Annotated in this window: 22 protein-coding genes; 10 read left to right on the forward strand and 12 right to left on the reverse strand. The window is 65.8% G+C overall.

Annotated features, from left to right (window positions below; all coding sequences use genetic code 11):
• Positions 1–37 precede the first annotated feature (37 nt).
• The 6 genes from PJ985_RS07200 to PJ985_RS07225 form a co-directional block, all read right to left on the reverse strand.
• The gene (locus PJ985_RS07200) at positions 38–232 is read right to left on the reverse strand and encodes a hypothetical protein (RefSeq protein ID WP_271682731.1); all 195 of its coding nucleotides are present in this window, start codon (positions 230–232) and stop codon (positions 38–40) included.
• Positions 233–253: 21 nt separating this feature from the next.
• On the reverse strand, positions 254–445 hold the full coding sequence (locus PJ985_RS07205) for a mobile element transfer protein (protein WP_271682732.1): 192 nt from the start codon (positions 443–445) through the stop codon (positions 254–256).
• Between the two features lie 17 nt (positions 446–462).
• Positions 463–1110, reverse strand: coding sequence for a DUF2637 domain-containing protein (locus tag PJ985_RS07210; RefSeq protein ID WP_271682733.1), 648 nt, complete (start codon positions 1108–1110; stop codon positions 463–465).
• A 46-nt stretch (positions 1111–1156) separates the two neighbouring features.
• On the reverse strand, positions 1157–2515 hold the full coding sequence (locus PJ985_RS07215) for an FtsK/SpoIIIE domain-containing protein (RefSeq protein WP_271682734.1): 1359 nt from the start codon (positions 2513–2515) through the stop codon (positions 1157–1159).
• 3 nt (positions 2516–2518) lie between these two features.
• Positions 2519–2869 (reverse strand): SCO3933 family regulatory protein, encoded by a 351-nt coding sequence (locus tag PJ985_RS07220; RefSeq protein ID WP_271682735.1) that lies wholly within the window; start codon positions 2867–2869, stop codon positions 2519–2521.
• 181 nt (positions 2870–3050) lie between these two features.
• Complete coding sequence (locus PJ985_RS07225) at positions 3051–3839, reverse strand: GntR family transcriptional regulator (RefSeq protein ID WP_271682736.1); 789 nt, start codon at positions 3837–3839, stop codon at positions 3051–3053.
• A gap of 112 nt (positions 3840–3951) precedes the next feature.
• Here PJ985_RS07225 and PJ985_RS07230 point away from each other — a divergent pair, with 112 nt between their 5' ends.
• The 3 genes from PJ985_RS07230 to PJ985_RS07240 are packed head-to-tail and all read left to right on the forward strand — an operon-like array spanning position 3952 to position 5171.
• Positions 3952–4359, forward strand: a complete 408-nt coding sequence (locus tag PJ985_RS07230; protein WP_271682894.1) for an NUDIX hydrolase — start codon at positions 3952–3954, stop codon at positions 4357–4359.
• Positions 4360–4404: 45 nt separating this feature from the next.
• Positions 4405–4815 carry an ATP-binding protein gene (locus PJ985_RS07235; RefSeq protein WP_271682737.1) on the forward strand — a complete coding sequence of 137 codons (411 nt, stop codon included), beginning with the start codon at positions 4405–4407 and terminating at the stop codon, positions 4813–4815.
• 20 nt (positions 4816–4835) lie between these two features.
• A complete protein-coding gene (locus tag PJ985_RS07240) occupies positions 4836–5171 on the forward strand; it encodes a hypothetical protein (RefSeq protein ID WP_271682738.1) in 336 nt (111 codons plus the stop codon).
• Positions 5172–5826: 655 nt separating this feature from the next.
• On the opposite strand, the gene PJ985_RS07245 is transcribed toward PJ985_RS07240, so the two are convergent.
• On the reverse strand, positions 5827–6828 hold the full coding sequence (locus PJ985_RS07245; protein ID WP_271682739.1) for an IS481 family transposase: 1002 nt from the start codon (positions 6826–6828) through the stop codon (positions 5827–5829).
• Positions 6829–6967: 139 nt separating this feature from the next.
• Between PJ985_RS07245 and PJ985_RS07250 the strand changes: the two genes are divergently transcribed.
• From PJ985_RS07250 to PJ985_RS07265, 4 genes are all read left to right on the forward strand, one after another.
• Complete coding sequence (locus PJ985_RS07250) at positions 6968–7507, forward strand: hypothetical protein (protein ID WP_271682740.1); 540 nt, start codon at positions 6968–6970, stop codon at positions 7505–7507.
• Positions 7508–7795: 288 nt separating this feature from the next.
• The gene (locus tag PJ985_RS07255) at positions 7796–8860 is read left to right on the forward strand and encodes an HNH endonuclease (protein ID WP_271682741.1); all 1065 of its coding nucleotides are present in this window, start codon (positions 7796–7798) and stop codon (positions 8858–8860) included.
• A 219-nt stretch (positions 8861–9079) separates the two neighbouring features.
• Complete coding sequence (locus PJ985_RS07260) at positions 9080–11041, forward strand: ATP-binding protein (RefSeq protein ID WP_271682742.1); 1962 nt, start codon at positions 9080–9082, stop codon at positions 11039–11041.
• Entirely contained in the window at positions 11034–12230 is a 1197-nt protein-coding gene (locus PJ985_RS07265; protein ID WP_271682743.1) for a PP_RS20740 family protein, read from the forward strand. The genes PJ985_RS07260 and PJ985_RS07265 overlap by 8 nt, the downstream gene beginning before the upstream one ends.
• 665 nt (positions 12231–12895) lie before the next feature.
• Here PJ985_RS07265 and PJ985_RS07270 read toward each other — a convergent pair.
• The 3 genes from PJ985_RS07270 to PJ985_RS07280 all read right to left on the reverse strand — a co-directional run bounded on the left by PJ985_RS07270 (position 12896) and on the right by PJ985_RS07280 (position 14773).
• On the reverse strand, positions 12896–13294 hold the full coding sequence (locus tag PJ985_RS07270) for a type II toxin-antitoxin system VapC family toxin (RefSeq protein WP_271682744.1): 399 nt from the start codon (positions 13292–13294) through the stop codon (positions 12896–12898).
• A 58-nt stretch (positions 13295–13352) separates the two neighbouring features.
• Complete coding sequence (locus tag PJ985_RS07275) at positions 13353–13622, reverse strand: type II toxin-antitoxin system Phd/YefM family antitoxin (RefSeq protein WP_271682745.1); 270 nt, start codon at positions 13620–13622, stop codon at positions 13353–13355.
• A 158-nt stretch (positions 13623–13780) separates the two neighbouring features.
• The gene (locus tag PJ985_RS07280) at positions 13781–14773 is read right to left on the reverse strand and encodes a helix-turn-helix transcriptional regulator (RefSeq protein ID WP_271682746.1); all 993 of its coding nucleotides are present in this window, start codon (positions 14771–14773) and stop codon (positions 13781–13783) included.
• Positions 14774–14931: 158 nt separating this feature from the next.
• On the opposite strand from PJ985_RS07280, the gene PJ985_RS07285 reads away from it, so the two are divergent.
• Positions 14932–15354 carry a VOC family protein gene (locus tag PJ985_RS07285; protein WP_271682747.1) on the forward strand — a complete coding sequence of 141 codons (423 nt, stop codon included), beginning with the start codon at positions 14932–14934 and terminating at the stop codon, positions 15352–15354.
• A 220-nt stretch (positions 15355–15574) separates the two neighbouring features.
• Here the strand turns inward: PJ985_RS07285 and PJ985_RS07290 are convergent, their stop codons facing one another.
• Entirely contained in the window at positions 15575–16057 is a 483-nt protein-coding gene (locus PJ985_RS07290; RefSeq protein ID WP_271682748.1) for an SAM-dependent methyltransferase, read from the reverse strand.
• A 95-nt stretch (positions 16058–16152) separates the two neighbouring features.
• Between PJ985_RS07290 and PJ985_RS07295 the strand changes: the two genes are divergently transcribed.
• Together PJ985_RS07295 and PJ985_RS07300 are read left to right on the forward strand one after the other, a co-directional pair.
• On the forward strand, positions 16153–16698 hold the full coding sequence (locus PJ985_RS07295; protein ID WP_443033433.1) for a GIY-YIG nuclease family protein: 546 nt from the start codon (positions 16153–16155) through the stop codon (positions 16696–16698).
• Positions 16699–16891: 193 nt separating this feature from the next.
• On the forward strand, positions 16892–17377 hold the full coding sequence (locus PJ985_RS07300; RefSeq protein WP_271682750.1) for a hypothetical protein: 486 nt from the start codon (positions 16892–16894) through the stop codon (positions 17375–17377).
• A 26-nt stretch (positions 17378–17403) separates the two neighbouring features.
• Here the strand turns inward: PJ985_RS07300 and PJ985_RS07305 are convergent, their stop codons facing one another.
• A complete protein-coding gene (locus PJ985_RS07305) occupies positions 17404–18822 on the reverse strand; it encodes an ATP-binding protein (protein ID WP_271682751.1) in 1419 nt (472 codons plus the stop codon).
• Positions 18823–18936: the final 114 nt, after the last annotated feature.

An 18936-nucleotide genomic window follows, 5' to 3' on the forward strand; every position in this document is an offset into this window, starting at 1 on the left:
AGGCCGCCCCGGGATGCCAGCTCAGTGACCTACTCGTCTAGTCATGCGAGGGCGAGAAGATTTCGACACCGGAGCGGGTGCCGGAGTCGATTGCGGGGGCAAGGAAGGTGTCGGCGAGATAGAAGCCGAACAGGGCCAGGGCGAGGGCGACCCACAGGCGGACGCCGAGGAACTTGATCACGCCCCAGGCGATGACGCCCAGGACCAGGACGAGGGGCAGAGTGAGGGTCACGGCGGGATCTCTCCTGTCGGGTCAGAAGGCGGAACAGCGGTGCGTGCGGGCCGCGAGTTCGGCGGCGGACCGGGTGTCGTACTCGGCGGAGAAGCCGCAGCGCGGCGCAGTGCACGCGGCGGTGTGCTTCTCGCGGCCCCGGTTGTCGGTGGCGGTGCCGACGCGGACCGGGCCGTAGCGGCCCACCTGGCGGAAGCGGCGGCAGAGGGTCACGGCGGTTGTCCTCTCGATCAGTGGAGTCGGGCGAGGAGGGCATCGGCGATCGGCACGGGAACGCCGAGCCGGGCCCGCAGGGTGGACGCGTCGATGGGATGGCCGGTGCGGTTCAGGTGGTCACCGGCGACCTTCCGGGCGTGCTCGACCAGGGCGGCCGGCACGGGCACCGGGGCCGGAGCGGTTGGGGCGGGAAGGGCCTGGGGCGGAGGTTCGGGGGCCGGTTCGGGCTGGACGACGGGAGGAGCGTCCGCCGCCGGTTCGCGGTCGGCGGGTGCGGGAGCGGGTTCGGCGGCGGGGGTCCGGGGTGCGTGGGCCAGGAGCGTGCCGCCGAGGAAGGCGACGGCGGGCCAGCCGGCGACGAGGATGCGCAGCCAGACGGGAACGTCGTCCAGGTCCAGGAGCCCGGCGGTGGCGACGTTGGCGCCCAGGGAGGCCGTGAGGGCGATGAGGAACCAGCACCATCCGGCCGCCCTGGCGGTGTCCGAGCGCAGTCGGTGCCAGGCGGCGACCAACAGCAGGTCGACACTGACCGGGTAGGCCCACGCCTTCCAGCCGTCCTGTCCGGCGGCTACCGCGAGGTCGTGGATGTGGGCGAAGGACAGCGCGGCGGCGATCACCGCTTGGATCAAGACCGCGTCGATCCGGAGCCTGCGAGCGCGCACGGGAGAACGCTCCTTTCCGGGGAGTCGGGGGAAGGGCGGGTGCGGGTCAGTCCGTCGCCTTGGCGAGGGACACCGGGGCGGGGGAAGGGCCGACGAGGGGCCGGAAGGAGGCGAGGGCCGGGAGCTGCGGCACGAGGCCGGTGTTCTCCCGGCACCGGGCGGCGGCGTCGTCGAGGGAGAGGTACGGCGTGCGGATGCGGGACCAGCCGCCGGAGGTGTCGCCGACCACGGCCAGCCCGGGCCGCTCGGGTGGGATCGAGCAGGCGGCGGCGACCGCTTCCGGGGCGATATCGCCCAGCGCCATCTTCGCGGACGCCTCATCGTTGACCCGGTGGCAGACCCGGCCGGTCAACTGCGCGCGGAGCATGGTGGCACCCTTGCCGAGTTCAGCGCCGAACCTCTGCCCGCAGACCTCCAGGAAGATGCCTGCGGCGCGGCCGAGTTGGGCCAGGCGGATGAGGTGGGTGACCATCTCATCCCGGCGTTCCTCGTCCTTGCGGGTAGCGGTGAGGAAGAGTTCGGCCACCTCGTCCACGAACAGCACGATGGGCACCGGGCGTTCGGCGGCGGGCAGGCCCCACACATCCGAGGTGAGGGTGTGCTCGGGGGTGTCGGGCGGGAGGCCCTGTCGGGCGCGGATCAGGTCGTAGCGCTCCTCCATGATCCGCACCAGGACCGGCAGCAGTCGGGCCGCCTGTTCCGGGTCGGTGGCCAGCGCGGAGAGCCGGGACGCGAACGGCGCCAACTCCACGCACTGCTTGCAGTCGATGCCCACCAGCGCGACGGGTCGCCCGGACAGGCCGGCGACCAGATGCCGCAGGTACATCGACTTCCCCGACAGAGTCGCGCCGAGCGTCAGTTGATGAGGAACGGCCCGGTAGTCCCGCAGGAGAACGGTGCTGTCCTCCCGCAGCGCCACGGGGACCCGCAGGAAGGACCCGTAGCAGCGACGCGGCATCCGCACATCGCGCAGCACATCGAAGCCGACCAGACGCAGTTCCACGCGACCGGGGCGCAGCTCGGCGACGTGGACGGCGTGCACGCCCCAGGCATGGCGGAGTCTTTCACCGGCAGCCGCTACATCCGCTGATTCCTGCCCCGGTGCCAGCCGCAGCCGGACCCGCAGACCGGTGGGGGTGGGCCGCAGCATCCCCCGGCGGGGCGGGACCGGCCTCACCTCCCGCCGGGTGGTGGCCAGGATGAGACCGGCCCGCCAACGGGAGGGCGGAACGGTCAGCCCGCACGCCTCCATCACCGAGCCGTAGGAAGCCAGCAGGCGGAAGGTGGAGAACGGCAGACCGACCAGGGCCCAGAAGACCGAGGGATGCCGGCGGCGTACCGGCCCAACCAGCAGCACGGGCACCGCGACCAGGAGGAGCAACAGCAGGGACAGGGGATCAGTCATCGCTCAGGCCCCTATCCCGGCAGGGAAGGCGGCGGGGGTGACGGCGGCGGCCCGGAAGGCGATGCCGTGCCGCTCCCGGCCGTTGAAGACCGACTCCCACGGACGGGCGACCAGGCCGGGAAGGGCGACCGGAGAGCCGGGCACCAGGCCCTCTGAGACACCGCTCTCCGGCACGGTGACGTGGAAGAGGGAGGATTCCCCCTCCTCGATGTAGACGACGCCGATCTTCATCAGCGCTTCACCGCTGGTGGCGTCCTTGGCGATCTCGCCCGTCTGGCGGTCGCGAACCTTGGGGGTGGGCGCCTCGGTGAGCAGGATCGTCGCGGACGAGGTCTCGACACGGATGGAACGCACGGAACGTCTCCTCGAAGGAAGCGACACCACCTCTCCGCCTAGTCGTCTAGACAAGATGCGGCGAGGTGATGCCTTCGAACTGTTGGCGCGTCTACTGTGCCACACCACTCCCCCACTCGTCTATACGAGTGGCTGTGTAGTGGTGTACGAGTCCGCAGGGGCGGACCGTCGGGGACTCCGTTCAGGTGGCGGGGAGTTGGTAGGCCAGCACGTAGGCGTCGGCCGCCATCACGGTGTCGCAGACCTCCACCGCGCGCCCCTCGGTGTCGTAGGCGGTGCGGATCAGGTGGATCACCGGCACACCGGCCGCCAGGCGCAACGTCTTCACCTCGGCGGGGGCGGGCATCCGGGCGCGCACCTCTTCCTCGAAGCGCTCCAGGCGGTGCCCCAGCTCCTCCAGGCGGGCGTAGATGCCGCCGGGCCCGGGGTTGGGCTGCGCGATGGGGGTGTTGCGCGCCAGGTCCAACGGCAGGTAGGAGGAGGCGAACTCCACCGGCCGGCCGTCCAGCAGGTAGCGGCGACGGCGGACCAGGACCTTGCGGGCACCGCCCAGCCGCGCGGCGATGTCCTGACTCGGCCGCTCCTCGCGCACCTCCAGTTGATCGACCTCCGGGCGACTCCCCGCGGCTTCGGCCTCCACGGTGAACGCGGACTTCCCCTGCTCGCGGTGGCGGCGGGCGAAACGGTCGGAGGCCAGGCGCCGCACCGGCGGCCGGGGGCGGACGTAGACGCCTTTCCCGTGCTCGGAGTGCACCAGCCCTTCACCCTGAAGGATGGAGAGAGCGTTGCGCACCGTCATCCGAGACACCCCGAAGTGCTCCACCAGCTCCGATTCCGAGGGCAGCTTTGCCCCCTCGGTGAACCGGCCCTTGTCAATGGCCTCCCTCAGATGGTCGGCGATCTGCCGGAACACCGCTCGATCACTTGTCGGGTCCAGTGCGCCGAGCAGGCCGGATGATAGAGCCGCCATGAGTACTCCTTTAGATATCTAGACGAGAAGCCGTGTGGTGTTGCTACGGTGGGCAGCCTAGCCACCGGAAGGGATTCCACGCACCGTGAGCACCATCGAGCGCCCCCATTCCGTGAGCGTCGCCGGAGTCATCATCGATGACGCCGGACGCGCCCTGCTGATCAAGCGGCGCGACAACGGGCACTGGGAGCCGCCCGGCGGCGTGGTCGAGCCCGGCGAGACGATCACCGACGCCCTGGCGCGCGAAGTGCTGGAGGAGACCGGGATCAAAATCTCCCCCGGCTCCGCACTCACCGGCATCTACAAGAACATGACCGGACTGATCGTCTCGATGGTCTTCCGGTGCGAGGCGATGGACGGCGTTCCGACCACCGGCGAGGAGACCCGAGCCTTGCGCTGGGTCACCCGCGAGGAAGTGAGCGGGATCGCCGACGAGGCGTACGCAATCCGCGTACTCGACGCCATGGACCACCGCACCCCACCCGCCGTGCGCGCCCACGACGGCGTGCGACTCGTCTAGCACTTCGTTTCGGCACACACCGCCCACCAGCGTAAAGGAACTTGTATGCACGAGTATACGAGCAGAGTTCGCGTCTGGGAACTCCTCTGCCCCGGACTTCTCGAAGAGGTCAGCCGCGCCCGCCGCTTCACCCGCGATGTGCTCACCGAGGACCCCCGACGCGACGACGCAGCGTTGATCGTCACGGAACTGGCCGCCAATGCCGTCCGCCACACCGACAGCGCCCATCTCGGCTTCCGACTGGCCATCAGCCGCACCCGGGAACTGTTGACGATCGCGGTCACCGACGCCGGCGGAACGGACCGGGTACCCATGCCGCGTGAGGTCGCCGACGAGGACACTGGCGGTCGGGGCTTGGCCCTGGTCCAAGGCTGCGCCCACCGCCTGCACATTCACCGGGGCCGGCCCGGCCACACCATCACCGCCGAACTCACCACCGAGAACACCCCATGCTGAACCACCGACCATCACCGGAGGTGCCAAGGACAGGTCACTACTGGTGCGAGGTATCCGCCCACACCACCGAAGACCACCGCGAACACCACTTGGGCACCTACCACGCACCCACACCCCGCCTGGCGATGAAGTGGCTGCACGGCCGCGCCGGACACATCGCCGCCCAACTCGACCCCGGCCCCAAAGCCCCGGTCCGCGCCTGGCTCAACGACACCAGTGAACACGAGTACGCCTTGACCACCCTGGCCGCCGGAGGCACCTACACCCACACCATCCGCGACGGCACCACCCGCTACCAGCTCACAGCACTCCCCACCGCACGTCTCTTCATCCACCACACCCGAACCACCCCATGAGCCACCGACGAAGACGAGGCCGCGAACGATCGAGCGGCGGAGACCGAACTGCGACGGCACGAGATCACCGCAACCATCAACCACCTCGCGCGCGTTTGTCGAGAAGTGGCCACTCACGGACCGCACGGTGTCTGGACCCACACCAGTCCGGCCGCCTATCCCAACAACACCGAACTGATCACAGCCGCCCGTCGAGACCTCCTCAACCCACTCACCCGAGCCATCGCAGCAGCCCAAGCCACCATCCGAGCCGTCGAAGCCCAGCAACGAGACGACGCGTAACAACTTTCTCCACGTCATCAAGGCCCGCGCACGGCGCGGGCGCGCGCCGCCTCTGCGGCGCGGCCTGCCTCCTGTCTTCGCCCCGGCTGGCCGCGCCCGGCGGCGCGCTCGGCGGCTGCGGGCATGAAGTGGGGAGAACCCCTCTATGGCTGGGGCGGCCGGCTCCACGGCTTTAGGCAGCCACCATGGGGCGAGCCTCTAAGATCATGGCCCCAACGTCGTGCTTAAACGGGCAGGTCCACAGACTACCCGACTCGCCATCAGCTTACGGGGCCATGATCACTCGCCCCATGGCAGCTCCCGCCCGCAGCCGTTCCGCCGACCGCGCTGCCAGGCTGCACCATGTGGGACTTTCTGTTAATCGATGCCCCTCCTAGGTGTATGAGGCCATGAGGTTGGTGACGCCTGTGTGGAGTCGGGACGCTGGTGGCTGGTTCCCGGCGGCAGTGTGGGGTCGATGGTAGTTGTAGTGGATGTTCCAGATGGCCAGGGCGTGTGTTCGGTGGCTTTCGGAGGTCCAGGTGCGGGCGTAGAGGAACTCTTCGGCCAGGATGCGCTGGTAGCGCTCGACTTTGCCGTTGTGGCGTGGTGTGTAGGGCGTGATCCGCTGGTGGCGGGAGCCGAGAAGGGCGCGGGTGAAGTCGTTGGCGCGGTAACAGGCTCCGTTGTCGGTGACGATCCGCTGGATGTGGGTGATTCCGTGGGCGGCGTAGAAGGCTCGGGCGCGGTGGAGGAAGGCGATCGCTGTGGCGGCCTTCTCGTCGGGCAGTGCTTCGGTATAGGCGAGGCGGGAGAAGCCGTCGACGGCTGAGTGGAGGTAGACGTAGCCGGGCCGGTTGCCGCGGGTCTTGGTGCGGGCGACGCGCTTGGCCTGGTCGCTGCCGCGCCCGTCGACGCGCCATCCGCCGCCGTCGGGTATCCGTCCGGTCTTCTTCACATCGAGGTGGATCATGTGTCCTGGCCAGCGGGCGGTGATGGTCCGGCCGGTGCGGTTGGTGCCACCGTCGGGGTCGATGAAACGGCGGCGGTTGAGCCCGAGCTGGTGCAGGTGGCGTGTGACCGTGCGGCGGCTGATGGTGATGCCGTCGGCACGGAGCTCGAAGGCGATGCGTGCGGCCGGCCACTTGCGCTCCCGGCGCATCCACTCGATGCGGGCCACGGTCTGGCCCGGTGTGCGGGTGGGCTGGTGGTGCGGGGTGCTGGGCCGGTCGAGCAGTCCGAGCTCACCGTGGAGGCGGTGCCGGTTGACCCACTTGGTTGCGCAGGCTCGTGAGATGCCCATCTGGGCGGCTACGTGGGCGATGGGGCGGTCCTGGCACCGCTGGACCAGGCGACGGCGCCCTTCGACGGACAGCGGGGCATTACGGTGGGACACCGGGCGGGTCCTTTACGACGGCGGACGAGTGACTTGGCGGTTCTCATCCTGCCGCTGAAGGGCCCGCCCTCTACGCACCGGCCCAAGCGCCTACAACGTCATGACCCGCAACACCGGTGCTGGTACGTAGGATGCCGCTATGGCAGAACGCAGGGACGTTGAGTTGTACCGTCGGGACTGGGAGATAAGGCCAGATCAGAAGGATCTTGATCTGGCGCTAGGATTCATGGTCCGGCAAGCAGCGATGTTGGAGTTCTTCCTGCACCAGACGATTCGCCGCCTGGTAGGCGGGCGGTACGCGATCCTCGTTACGGTCGGCATGCAGGCGTCTGCCGTGCTTGATGCCGTCAAGCGCATCATCGACGCAGGGGCTGTCTCGGACGAAGCGGCCCAGGAGATAGGCGACATCTCTGGCAAGTGCCGCACTGCGTTCAGGGAGCGGAACAAGTACGTCCATGGCCTCCGGGTGACAGGAACGGAGAGCAGCGAGCTGTGGACGAACAATCGCAAGAACGGAGGGGTAGATCAGCAACCGCTGGAGGCAGACAGGCTTATGGCACTAGGGGCGGACTTCGCCCGGCTGAGCTCGCAAGTGACTGAATGGTACCGACACCATCTTGAAGGCCACCCGAGGCGGCGCAGCCGACCGTCAGCGCCGCAAGAAGAAGCACCGGAGTGAGCATGGAGCCAGCCTGTCAAGGCGACATGTGGCGGTTGACATCGACGGCCGACATCAACAGGCGCGGACGCTGGCGGCCAACGCCGAACCTCGCCAGACGATCAGCCGAGGACGCCCACGGGCTGACCGGAGTCGCCGAGTCCCCGTGATCGACCTGATAAGGACGAGGCCACGGGTTCAAATCCTGTCAGCTGACGTTGCTGAGGTCGTTGGCCGACGGGGACACCAGCCTTGGCACCTACCGCCCGCTCCTGACTGTCACTGGCCCCCGCCCCGTACCCTTCCGCCATGCGCAAAGGTGCGATCACACGAGATGCCGTGCTCAAGGCCATAGCCGAGTACGACGAGCTAGGCCGGATCGAGTTCCTGGCCAAGTATCGCTTCAACGAATCCCGCTCATATCTCCTCCTGCACGAGGGGCGGGAGTACGACTCGAAGGCCATCGCCGGGGTGGCGCACAAGTGGGACCACGGCCATGCGCTGCTGCCGGAGGAGTTCAGCGGCGGAAAGGACCACGCTGCGGCCTGGCTCAAGCGAATCGGCTTCAAGGTCAAGTCAGTGAAGAACCCCGACTGGGCGCGCGATGAGATCATCCTGGCCTGTCACCTTGTGATGACCAACGGGTGGAAGGGCCTGGACGCCAACGACCCTCGCGTCATCGAGCTGTCCGGCCTCCTGCAGCTCATGCCGATCCATGCTGAGGCCGACCGCAACGAAAAGTTCCGAAACCCCAACGGCGTGGCCCGCAAGACGTTCGACATCGCCACGCGCCACCCGGACTACCGGGGCAAGCCCACCAACGGCGGTGCTCTCGACATCGAGGTACTGAACGAGTTCCTGGCCCGGTCAGCCCAGATGACCAAGGTGGCCCAGCTCATCCGGCAGGGCATCACCGCGGGGGGCCTCCAGACGCCGCCGCTGGACGATGACGAGGACCTGGACGACTACAGCGACTACAGCGCACCCGAAGGCCGGTTGCTGATGAGCCGGCACAAGCGCCGGGAGCGGAACAAGGGCCTGCGGAGGAAGAAGATCGCCACGGTCCTCAAGCAAGGCCGAGCGATGGCCTGCGAGGCGTGCGGCTTCGACTTCGAAGCGGTCTACGGCGACCGCGGCAGCGGCTACATCGAGTGCCACCACGTCGTACCCCTGCACGAGGCAGGCGAAGGCCGGACCAAGCTCAGCGACCTCGCACTCATCTGCGCGAACTGCCACCGTATGATCCACCGCTCTGCGCCCTGGCCGACTCCGAAGGAACTGCGGCGTCTCATCCAGACTCGCCGGAGCACAGTGCCGCGCATCCCCGACCAGCAGAGCCCGGAGGCCACCCACCCTGCCACGGACGGGGGATGAACGCTTAGCCGTGTACAGCAACGGGCCCTTGAAGCGCCCAACACGGGCTCCAGATAGTCGGTTCAGCTTCTGTCATTTTCCACCACACGACGTCACAAGGCGCCTACACTAAGTTCGTTCAGCTCACAGCCTGACTGAGAATCCGACGCAGGGAAGATATTGGGTCAGCATGGGCCGAAACGAAGGTCGAGTCTGCAGAGAGGGAACTAAGAATTAGCGATGAATCCTCCAAGCAGTAGCACAGATCAACACTTCGCTAATGAACTCCGCGATGCGATTGGACAGTCAGATCCAGTCGAGAATGCACTGACCACGAACGACCGTGTCATTGCCCGCGTAACGGATGGAATCTATCGCCAACCTGGATCCGCAGTCAGGGAACTGATCGCAAACGCGTACGACGCGGATGCGACCTGGGTCTCAGTTAAAACTGACGCACCGAAATTCAGTCGCATGACGGTTGAAGATAACGGCACTGGCATGACTCCCGAAGCAGTCATTCACTTGCTTCACAACATTGGCGGTAGCGCCAAACGAACGCAACAAGGGCAAAAACTCGGAATTACCTCGTCAGGGGACTCCAATATCAGCCCTAAAGGTCGCAAGCTGATTGGCAAGTTGGGCATCGGAATCTTTTCCGTATCCCAGCTTACTCATAGCTTCCAGATCATCACCAAGACGGCGGGTGACCCACGCCGGACGATTGTTCTAGTGAATTTGCGGCAATTCGCTGACGGCCCGACTGGGAACGAAGGAAGTACATTCAAAGCAGGCAGTTACCAGGCATGGCGAGAACCGACTAACGACGTCGACGCACACGGCACAACGATTGTGCTCACCGCTATTCGACCTCAAACACGGGACAGTCTTCGCAGCGAGCAGCTATGGGGTGCAATTACGCATTCTCTAAGTGACGAATCCGAGGCGAAGGCTCGTTCTTCCATGCCGACATACCATATTGGTCACCTTGATGCGCACGGGCTCCACATCAAGGACCCGAAGAATCAAGAGCGTAGCCTTCCGTGGAATGAGAGAGATAGCGCTGCTACGGCGTTCCCTAAAATGGTGAAAAGCGTCTGGGAATCCGCGCAAGGACGCACAACTGTGAAGCTCGTGGAGATGTTTGATACCTATCTCCAGATGCTTTGGAACCTTGCTCTCGCGCTCCCCCTCCCATACGTGGAAAGGAGCGCTCTAGACGAAAGCGTTTCGGATAAATGGGCTTATTTTTACAAGCTCGCCAACGATTCTAGAGGTTCAGCGCAGGAACTCGTCAGCAACGACCCCGAAGTCACTGTCCGAGAGCTCGCGGAACTTCCCCTCCCTGAGAACTCTCACAGCGACTTCAAGGTCACCATCGACGGCGTCCAACTCAGCCGGCCGATCAAGTTCCGTGGTCTACCAACAACACAGCACGTGTTGAAGAAACCTATGGTCTTCGTCGGATCGCTTCGACAAGAATTCAAGGGCCTCGACCGAGATATTAGTGCTGGTCCTCTCGAGTTCGAAGGGTATCTCGTTTGGACACCTAGAGTTGCCCCCACCGAGCATCAAGGGGTTCTCGTTCGCATCCACGGAGCAAGCGGAACCCTATTTGACTCGACCTTTTTCAACTACCAAGTCGCAGAGCTGACTCGCCTGCGGCAGATCACGTGCGAAATTTTCGTAAAGCAGGGACTAGAAGCTGCACTGAACATCGACCGTGAGAGCTTCAATACAGCTCACCCGCACACAGTGATCCTTACACGCTGGCTGCACAATGCTTTGCGGCAACTCGCAACAGCACAGAAACGCAAAGCCCAACAACTACGTCGGGAGGCCCGGGGGTCAGCAACGCGTGACGCAGAAGACCGCATCGACCGTATCGTAAGCTCTGCAAACTCTGTGCGGACCGACGGCGAGGGAGTGGTTCCGGAGATTCACTTCCAGCGCCCCAAGCGGCACGCGCAGCACGCGGTAACAAGCAGCGGAAGTGTCACTCAAACATTTGACCTCGACCGCATCGTTAGCGAAATCCCGGACAAGCCCCTTACTGACGTGGGACCCAAGAGCCTCCGCAAGCTGGAAGCTATTACCAAGGTGCTGTCCGTATACGGGGTTCTCGAGCAGCTAACCCCGAAGGAGCAAGACAACCTGCTTGGATCCATCCTTGGCATCATGGAAGCTGAGAACCTTGGCTGAAGAAGTGACAAGCTCCGAAGAAGATGACCTCCGCGCTCTACTTGGCGAAGGCCCGGTCCCCTTTCCCGCGAAGGTGGAGCGCGGTTTCAAGCCGTGGCACCGCCCCCGCAAGCAGTACGTACGCGACGCCCAATGGTCCCGGGAGATCGGTATTCTGGCACGCGATCTCAAGCTTAGCGGCAATGAGTTTCGGTATCTGACTTTGCCGGGAAACGATCTACTCGACATTCGCCATATAGCCGAGACCGTCTGCTCGCCGCGCAAAGTTAAGCTGCGATACCTAGGGTTTAATTCTGCTGTCACCTCGCAAGATGCTCAGCAACCCGAGCTGAAGTCCGCTGAATTCTCCGTCATCAGAATGGACTGCATCCATTCGGATTCTGAAGTGTTCTCAGCCGATTTCCGCGCAGTCGGCCAGAGTCGTTCACCTGAGTGGCACCGCGTCAAGCGAGACGCACCCTTCCATGCCATCAACATTGACCTCTGCGGTGGATTCGCAGGGGTAGAGAAGTCCAGCAGTGTGCCCAATTACTTCGCGGCCTTGCAAGCGATACTTCAGCATCAGATGCATTCCGATGAAGATTTTCTTCTCTTCATCACGACCCGCATGGATGACGACAGCATAGACGACACAGCGAAAAAGTCTCTGATCCAGCTAGCCCAGCAGATCCACGACACCTGTAAGGCATACGCGTCAGATTTCGCTGCGGCCTGGGGCCTGCAGGACAGTTCGTCACCCATACGTGTAGCCGACCTCGTAGACACTAGCGAAGCCTTCATGCTGGGCTTGACTCAATGGATTATCTCGCGTGGTGTGCAGCTTGGGCTCAAAGCTTCCGTGCGTAGCTTCGTGACATATCGCACAGGGCACGGTGCCGGCGATGACGACATCGTCTCCCTTGCGATTCGCTTCAAGCCCGACCCGGTAATTCAGCCAGATCCGCACGGCCTAGTTAGAGTAGTTAATCCGCCTCCAGCTCCCGCTGACAAAATCTGCGCTCAATCGAGTACGGTACCCCGGCGGGTAAACAATCGTGTCAGAGTGGACGAGTTGCTTCGCTATCAAGCCGAAAATTTTGAAAAATGCATCCAAGCGTCGTCCAAACTTCTTAGTGCTGCTGGGTATGATGCAAGCCGCTATCGGGATTGGGTCATGCAGGAGTACGACGAGAGCAAAGCTGCTCAGTAAGCGATTCCTGGAAGGTAGCCCGACGAGCGACGTCACTCGTCGGGCTATCCCTAATCGGCTATCAGCTCTCGTACACCAGGTGCACTGACAACAGCCCTTGCCTTGGCAGCTCGGCCCATCGAACGTCCCTACTGCACAGCGGCTAAGACCACAGAGTCTCAAGGCTGTGGACCGGCTGTGGACGGGTCGCTTACGGCGAGGCGGCTGCGCACTGCTGACCAGTAAGAACGCGACCAGACCAAGCGGCCTCCGGAGCCGTGTGCCACTCCGCTCGCTGCGGAAGGACTGGCCGGCAACGCTCGGCAGCGTGGCTGAGGCTGGTGGGGGTGCAGCGAGGCATACGCGCACCTGACCGGTCGGCGCACCCGCCGTCGTGGCTGACTGTCGTCGGCTGAGGTTCATGCCATAACCGTGCCAGATGCAGGGGTCAGCAACGGTCAACATCGGTGCCTCGTGGGCGAGTACCGCCCGTTACCTCTACCGATGAAGCCGCAGCTCACCCCGGAGATCCCCCCGCCTCTCTCCTAAAGCGGGTGTCGCAGGTTCGAATCCTGCCGGGGGCACAGACCGAAGGGCCAGCTCAGGAGGAGTTTCCTCCCAGGCTGGCCCTTCGTCGCGAAGCACCACCATGACCGGCGCCACCGCACCTCCCCGCACCGCTGGCGTCAGCCGTCGTGACACACCTTTGGACAGTTGACCGGTACGACGGTGAGGAGATCGTCCAGCCCTTTGAAGTCATCGGGATTGGTGGTGAAGAGAGGAAGGTCCGCAGCCACGGCGATGGCAGCGATCATCAGGTCGGCCACCCGGCGGCGCGGCTTCCGGCCCGCGCTGATCACCGCAGCACATATGCGGCCGTAGATGCGGGCCACCTCGGCGTCGAAGGGGATGGGGTCGAACTCATTCTCGGCGCGTTGCAGGACATCGAGCCTGCGGGCGCGCTCGGCGTGTTCGTCGTAGCCGCTCTGTTCGTCGTTGCGACGGACCTCGTGCGGGCCGGCGGACAACTCAGCCAGGGTGACGGCGGTGATCGCCATCTCCTCCGGCAGTTCCTCGGAGGCCACCCACCGCCTCTAAATCATGATGTTGGTGTCGAGAAGTCCCTGCTCGTAGGTCGAGCGGTCAGCGGGCACAGAGATCGTCCAGGTAGGTGTCGGCCGTGGCGTCCTGGTCGGCGCGGAACATGTCAGGGTCGATGTCGGGGGCAGTTCTGGACATCGCGGCAAACTCCTGGCGGGAGACGAACCTGCGGCGACGGCGCAGTGGGACAAGCTGGCCGATCGGGTGCCCGTCACGGGTGACGGTGAACGACTGGCCGCCCTGTACAGCGTCCATGATCTCGCGGGAGCGGTTACGCAGATCCCGCTGGGTGATTTCCGGCTGCACGCTCATAGCAACCACGGTGGCACCTGGTGCTACCAGGTAGCACACGCCGAAATCTTGCGCAGTCGAGCCGTCGCCGTCCGAAAGCCGCGGATCGCGTGCAACTGAGCGTTGGGCCGGCGGCCCCGGAGTTCGGAGGGCTTGAGCAGCGTGGTGAGTTCTGTGTCTCACCGCGCCGGGCCGGTCTCTTGTCTTGCGGCGCGGGCGTAGCGGGCGGCGAGGTCCCCGAACGCGGTGGTCAGTTGGGGTGGGCCGATAACTTCGATGTCGGTGTCGAAGCGGCCGATGGCGGCGGCGAGCCCGGTCCAGGACCAGGAGCCGAGCATGAGCCGGCAGTGCCGGGAGCCGAGTTCCTCAACGATTCCGTCCTGGGCGAAGGGCGCGACCTCGGCAGCCGGGAGGTGGAGGATGACTTCGCCTTGGCAGGGCCAGTCGGTGGTGGTGCCGTCGTTGCCGCGGAATCGGCTGGTGAGGAAGGTGGAGACGGTGCCGCTGGGGAGGTCACGAGGGGTGAAGCGGGGGCCGGTGGGTGTGCGGGGGCGGATGCGGTCGACGCGGAAGGTACGCCAGTCCTCGCGGTGGAGGTCCAAGGCCACGAGGTACCAGCGATGACGCCAGGTGACCAGGTGGTGCGGTTGTACGCGGCGAACGTCATCGGCCGAGGTGCTTGGACCCGGGGCATAGTCGAAGCGCAGTTCCTCGCGGGCGTGGATGGCGCGGCTCAGGTCCGTCAGAACCTGAGCGTCGATTTGAGGGGTGTCGCCGACCGCCGCGGGCGGTTGAACGGCGGTGATGTGCAACAGGTCGATGCGGTGGCGCAGGCGGGGTGGCATGACCTGGCGGAGGGTGGCCAGCGCGCGGGTAGCGTCTTCGGCGACGGTGGTGCCGGCGGCCGCGGTCTGCAGCGCGACGGCCAGAGCGACGGCCTGGTTGTCGTCGAACAGCATGGGCGGCAGGTGAGTGCCGGCCTGCAGGCGGTAGCCGCCGGCCGGTCCTTTGAGGGTCTTGATCGGGTAGTCGAGTTCGCGCAGGCGGTCGATGTCACGGCGCACCGTGCGCGACGTGATGCCGAGACGCTCGGCGAGATCGTTGCCGGTCCAGTCACGGGGCGTCTGCAGGAGCGAGAGCAGCGCGAGCAGCCGGGCAGATGTCTTATGCATGGCACCCATGCTCTCCGGAGTAGCGGACACTCCCTGTCCTCTACCTTTGCCATCGTGTCATACGAGCCGCCCAGGGGGCATCGCTCCTGGTCACGGCAGCCGCCGCTGGAGCTGGGACGGTCGGCGGTGTATGCATCACATCGAGCAAGGAGCAGATCATGTCCGTCACGACCACCACTCACCTGAACTTCCGGGGCACCGCACGTGAGGCGCTGGACTTCTACCAGTCCGTCTTCGGCGGACGTACTGTCGCGGTCACCTACAAGGACGCGGGCGCCGTGCAGGATGAGAGCGAGGCGGACTGGGTGATGTGGGGCGAGGTGGCCGGCGACAACGGCTTCCACGTCATGGCCTACGACGTGCCCTCGCAGCTGCCCTGGAACCAGGGCGAGAACCCGTTCTTCGTCTCCGTGCGTGGCGACGACGCCGAGGAGATCAGCGCCCTGTGGGGCAAGCTCACCGAGGGCTCGACCCTCGTGCGTCCGCTGGAGCCCGCGCAATGGGCACCGCTGTACGGCATGCTCACCGACCGCTTCGGCATCACCTGGGTCCTGGACGTCACCGCTCCGTACAACGGCTGAACCAACCGACCGACCTGACATGCCTGCGCTGTCCGGGCCGCCGCAGCAGTACGGGCCGCCCGGACGGCGCAGGCACCGAACACGTACGGCAGCGGAAGGAAACGGGGCACCGCGAGGATGCGGAAGCTGGGACGGACCGGCATCAAGTCCGTGCCCTGCGTGGGCACGACGATGTTCGGCAGAAATGGACACTCCTGATCACGGCGTCCGCGTGCGCCTCCTATTCCGGCGGCTTGGCGTAGTAGTGGGTCAGCATTTCGGTGGGCCAGGCCGGTTGCCGGACTTCGCCGCGTGGTCCCATTTCGGCGAACCAGGGCTTGATGTCGAGGACGGGAGTGCCGTCCACGGCGTCGAGTTCTTCGACGTGGAGGTCCAGGCCGTCCACCTTGACGAGGCGGCAGCGGGAGACTCCGAGCCAGTTCACGCGGCGCATGTTGCGGTGGGCGAAGATGCCGCCTGCCGGCCAGGCAGGGTTGTTTCTGGGGTGGCGGGGTTCGGCGTGCAGGTCGGTGGGGTCGGTGAGGTGGAACCGGAAGACGACTTCGAGGTGGGAGAAGTCCTCCAGGCCGACCACGGAGCCCTCTCCGAATCGCTCGTGGTCGATGCGGATGATGGCGCGGGCGCCGCCCCAGTAATCGTCGGTCGGGTCCTCGCGCCCGCCGACGACGTGGGCGACTGGCACGACCGTGAACTCTTCTGCCATGGGCTGGTCTGCTCGTGCCACTACGGCATTCCCCCAACTGATGGGCTGCCAATCAGTACGCTGCAAGGGTCAGTTCTGGCTTGCCTGGAGGTCTCGTGGACGCTACTGCTCTCCTCACCCCTGACCGGCTGTGGTCGGCGCAGGAGGTCCTGGCGCGTCCGAGCCCTGTCCCACCGGTCGCGGGCATCTGCGGATGGCACTTCCGGAGCGCGCCCCATCCGGAGTTGCAAGCCGGGCGTCTCCTCTACGTCGGTATAGCCCCGCGTCACATGACCAACCGAACCAGCACCCAGAACCTGCGGACGCGGGTGCGGTACCACTACCGGGGCAACGCAGCCGGCTCGACGCTTCGGTTCAGCCTCGGTTGCCTACTCGGGCTTGAGCTCCGCCGGGTGGGCAGCGGAGAGCGACTGACCTTCGGCAAGGCTGGGGAAGCCACACTGAGTGAGTGGATGGCGGACAACGCCGGGGTGTGCTGGATCGAGCACGAGGAGCCGTGGATCCTGAAATCGAGTTTCATCCCACAATGCGACCTGCCGCTGAACCTCGACCAGAACGACCACAACACCTTTTGCGACCGCCTGAAGCAATTGCGAGCCCAAGCGCGCGACCGAGCACGAGAATTGCCTGTCACCGAGTAGGACATCCGGTCACGTAGACAGTTTGACGCTCGGCACAGCCCTCAGCCGCCACGGGCAGAGCTCGGACGGAGCCAGGCCCTCGACCGCATCGGCCTTGCCGAGTGCCACACGGTGGGCAGCGCCGCGTCACCTGCGGTGCGGGAGGTGCGGGAGCGTATGCGAACAGTACTGGCACACAGGTAGGGAGCAGCGGGTGACGACGATCGCGGTGACCGGGCACATGGACTTGACCTCGGAATCCGTTCCGCTGGTGCGTGCGGAGCTGGCGCGGTTGCTCGGCACATACTCTCCGGCGGACCTGATCGGTATCTCCTGTATCGCCAAGGGCTCGGACAGTCTTTTCGCGCAGGCCGTTCTCGACGCCGGGGGCCGCCTCATCGTCGTTGTCCCCTCGCGGGACTACCGGGCCAAGAAGGTCAAGCCGGAACACGCGGACCTTTTCGACCGGCTCACCACGGCGGCCGGCGAAGTCCTGGTCATGCCGCACGAGGCGGCCACCCGGGAAGCTTACGAGGCGGCCAACGCCGAATTGTTGCAGCGGGCCGACCGCTTGATTGCCGTCTGGGACGGCAACGCCCCAACGGGCAAGGGCGGGACCGCGGACTTCGTCAGCCACGCTCGCGCCGCGGGCCTACCGGTCGATGTGGTCTGGCCCGAGGGCGCGAGCCGCGAGGGCTGACGGCGCCGGCCCGTGCGCCGACGCGGTCAGGAGGACCAGGCCGCGAGAAGGTCCGCCGGGCCGTACGCGGCGTCAAGGCCTGTGCAGTCGGTCCCGCCGCGCGAGGCAGCGATCACGGGCACGGGGTCGGGTGTGAGCGCGGCGCGGTGCCGGTGCAGCGCCGCGAGGTCGTGCCGGTCGAACGGGGAGTTCTCCAGCCACTTCACTGAGCCGACGAACAACAGCTTCTTGGCGATCGGCGCGCGGTCCGCTCCCACAATGTCGACCTCCACATCGTTGGAACGGGTCCAGTAGCCGCCGATGGCGGGGGCGGCGGGGAGCTTCGCCTCGGGCAGCAACCGTGCCAGCGCCTCGCGTACCAGAGGTTCAACGGCCCTGCCCCGCCATCTGGTCCAGCTCTCCTGGATGCGTCGCAGCGTGAGGTCGCCCCGGCCCCGCTCGATCTCCTGCATCGCCGGTCCCAGGAACTTCAGCCAGAAGCGGAGGTAGGGATCCGCGACCCGGTAGCGGCGGTCCTTCGAGGGCCGTGTGGACACGGGAAGCTCAGCCGCGATCACCCGCTTGTCGGCGAGGATCCCCAGCGACCGCTGGAGCGGGGTCGCTCCGATCCCCCCGGCGGCGCGGGCAATGTTGGAGAACGTCCGCTCGCCGCTCCCGATCGCGGAGAGGACGGCGCGGGCCTGTACCTGCTGGGGGAACTCCGCCGCGAGCGAGCGTTCCGCCGACACGAGCAAGGCCGAGAGCGGATCGTTGAGCGCCGTCTGCAGGAACCGCAGCATCCCGGCACCGGGCGTCCACTCCGCACAGATCAAGGGCAGTCCCCCGGTGATCAAGGCTGCGTCGAAGGCCGAGGCCGGTTCCAGGTCGAGCATCTCGCCCACCTCCGCCGGGTTGAGCGGACCCAGCATCATTTCCCGTCCGCGCTGATGGAACGGGCGCCCATAGCTGTTCAGCGCCTCCATCATCGACAGGTCGGAGCCGATGAGGATCAGCAGAACAGGCTTCGTCTCCAGTACGCGGTCCCAGGCTCGCTGCAGCATGCCCTCGAAAGCGCCCTCCGCATCCATGAGATAAGGCACTTCGTCCATGACCACCACGCTCGGCCGGTCGTGCGGCAGTGCCGCCGCCAGTACATCGAAAGCGGCATCCCAGCTCGCCGGGCGTGCTGCGGACAGCAGATTCGCCAACGGAAGGCTTGAGGACTGCGCGTCCTGGCTGAGCCGTTCCAGGTCCGCGCTCGGCGACGCCCCGGTGGCGGCGTAGAAGAGGAAGGGCGCGCCGGACCTCTCGGCGAACCGCTCCACCAACCGCGACTTACCCACCCGGCGGCGCCCCCGAAGCATCACGCACCGTCCTGGCCGCTCCCCGCTGACCCCGGTCGCCACCTTGCCCAGCTCGCGATCCAACGTCTCGAGCTCATGCCGCCTGCCCACGAAATTCGCCATGTGGCCGCCCTCCGAAGTGTTGCCCACCAGGTCGCAAGACTAACATCAATGTTAGTAACATCGATGTTAGTAACAAGAGAGTGTGTACGAAATGCCCCAGGGCCCGGCCCCGCG

The organism is Streptomyces sp. ACA25, assembly GCF_028200735.1.
Classification (GTDB): Bacteria; Actinomycetota; Actinomycetes; order Streptomycetales; family Streptomycetaceae; genus Streptomyces.

Bases quoted from the DNA above. Each gene is read 5' to 3' on its own strand.
- PJ985_RS07215 (WP_271682734.1), bottom strand. From the start codon at position 2,515: ATGACTGATCCCCTGTCCCTGCTGTTGCTCCTCCTGGTCGCGGTGCCC.
- PJ985_RS07225 (WP_271682736.1), bottom strand. From the start codon at position 3,839: ATGGCGGCTCTATCATCCGGCCTGCTCGGCGCACTGGACCCGACAAGT.
- PJ985_RS07235 (WP_271682737.1), top strand. From the start codon at position 4,405: ATGCACGAGTATACGAGCAGAGTTCGCGTCTGGGAACTCCTCTGCCCC.
- PJ985_RS07250 (WP_271682740.1), top strand. From the start codon at position 6,968: ATGGCAGAACGCAGGGACGTTGAGTTGTACCGTCGGGACTGGGAGATA.
- PJ985_RS07255 (WP_271682741.1), top strand. From the start codon at position 7,796: ATGCGCAAAGGTGCGATCACACGAGATGCCGTGCTCAAGGCCATAGCC.
- PJ985_RS07260 (WP_271682742.1), top strand. From the start codon at position 9,080: ATGAATCCTCCAAGCAGTAGCACAGATCAACACTTCGCTAATGAACTC.
- PJ985_RS07275 (WP_271682745.1), bottom strand. From the start codon at position 13,622: ATGAGCGTGCAGCCGGAAATCACCCAGCGGGATCTGCGTAACCGCTCC.
- PJ985_RS07280 (WP_271682746.1), bottom strand. From the start codon at position 14,773: ATGCATAAGACATCTGCCCGGCTGCTCGCGCTGCTCTCGCTCCTGCAG.
- PJ985_RS07285 (WP_271682747.1), top strand. From the start codon at position 14,932: ATGTCCGTCACGACCACCACTCACCTGAACTTCCGGGGCACCGCACGT.
- PJ985_RS07290 (WP_271682748.1), bottom strand. From the start codon at position 16,057: ATGGCAGAAGAGTTCACGGTCGTGCCAGTCGCCCACGTCGTCGGCGGG.
- PJ985_RS07305 (WP_271682751.1), bottom strand. From the start codon at position 18,822: ATGGCGAATTTCGTGGGCAGGCGGCATGAGCTCGAGACGTTGGATCGC.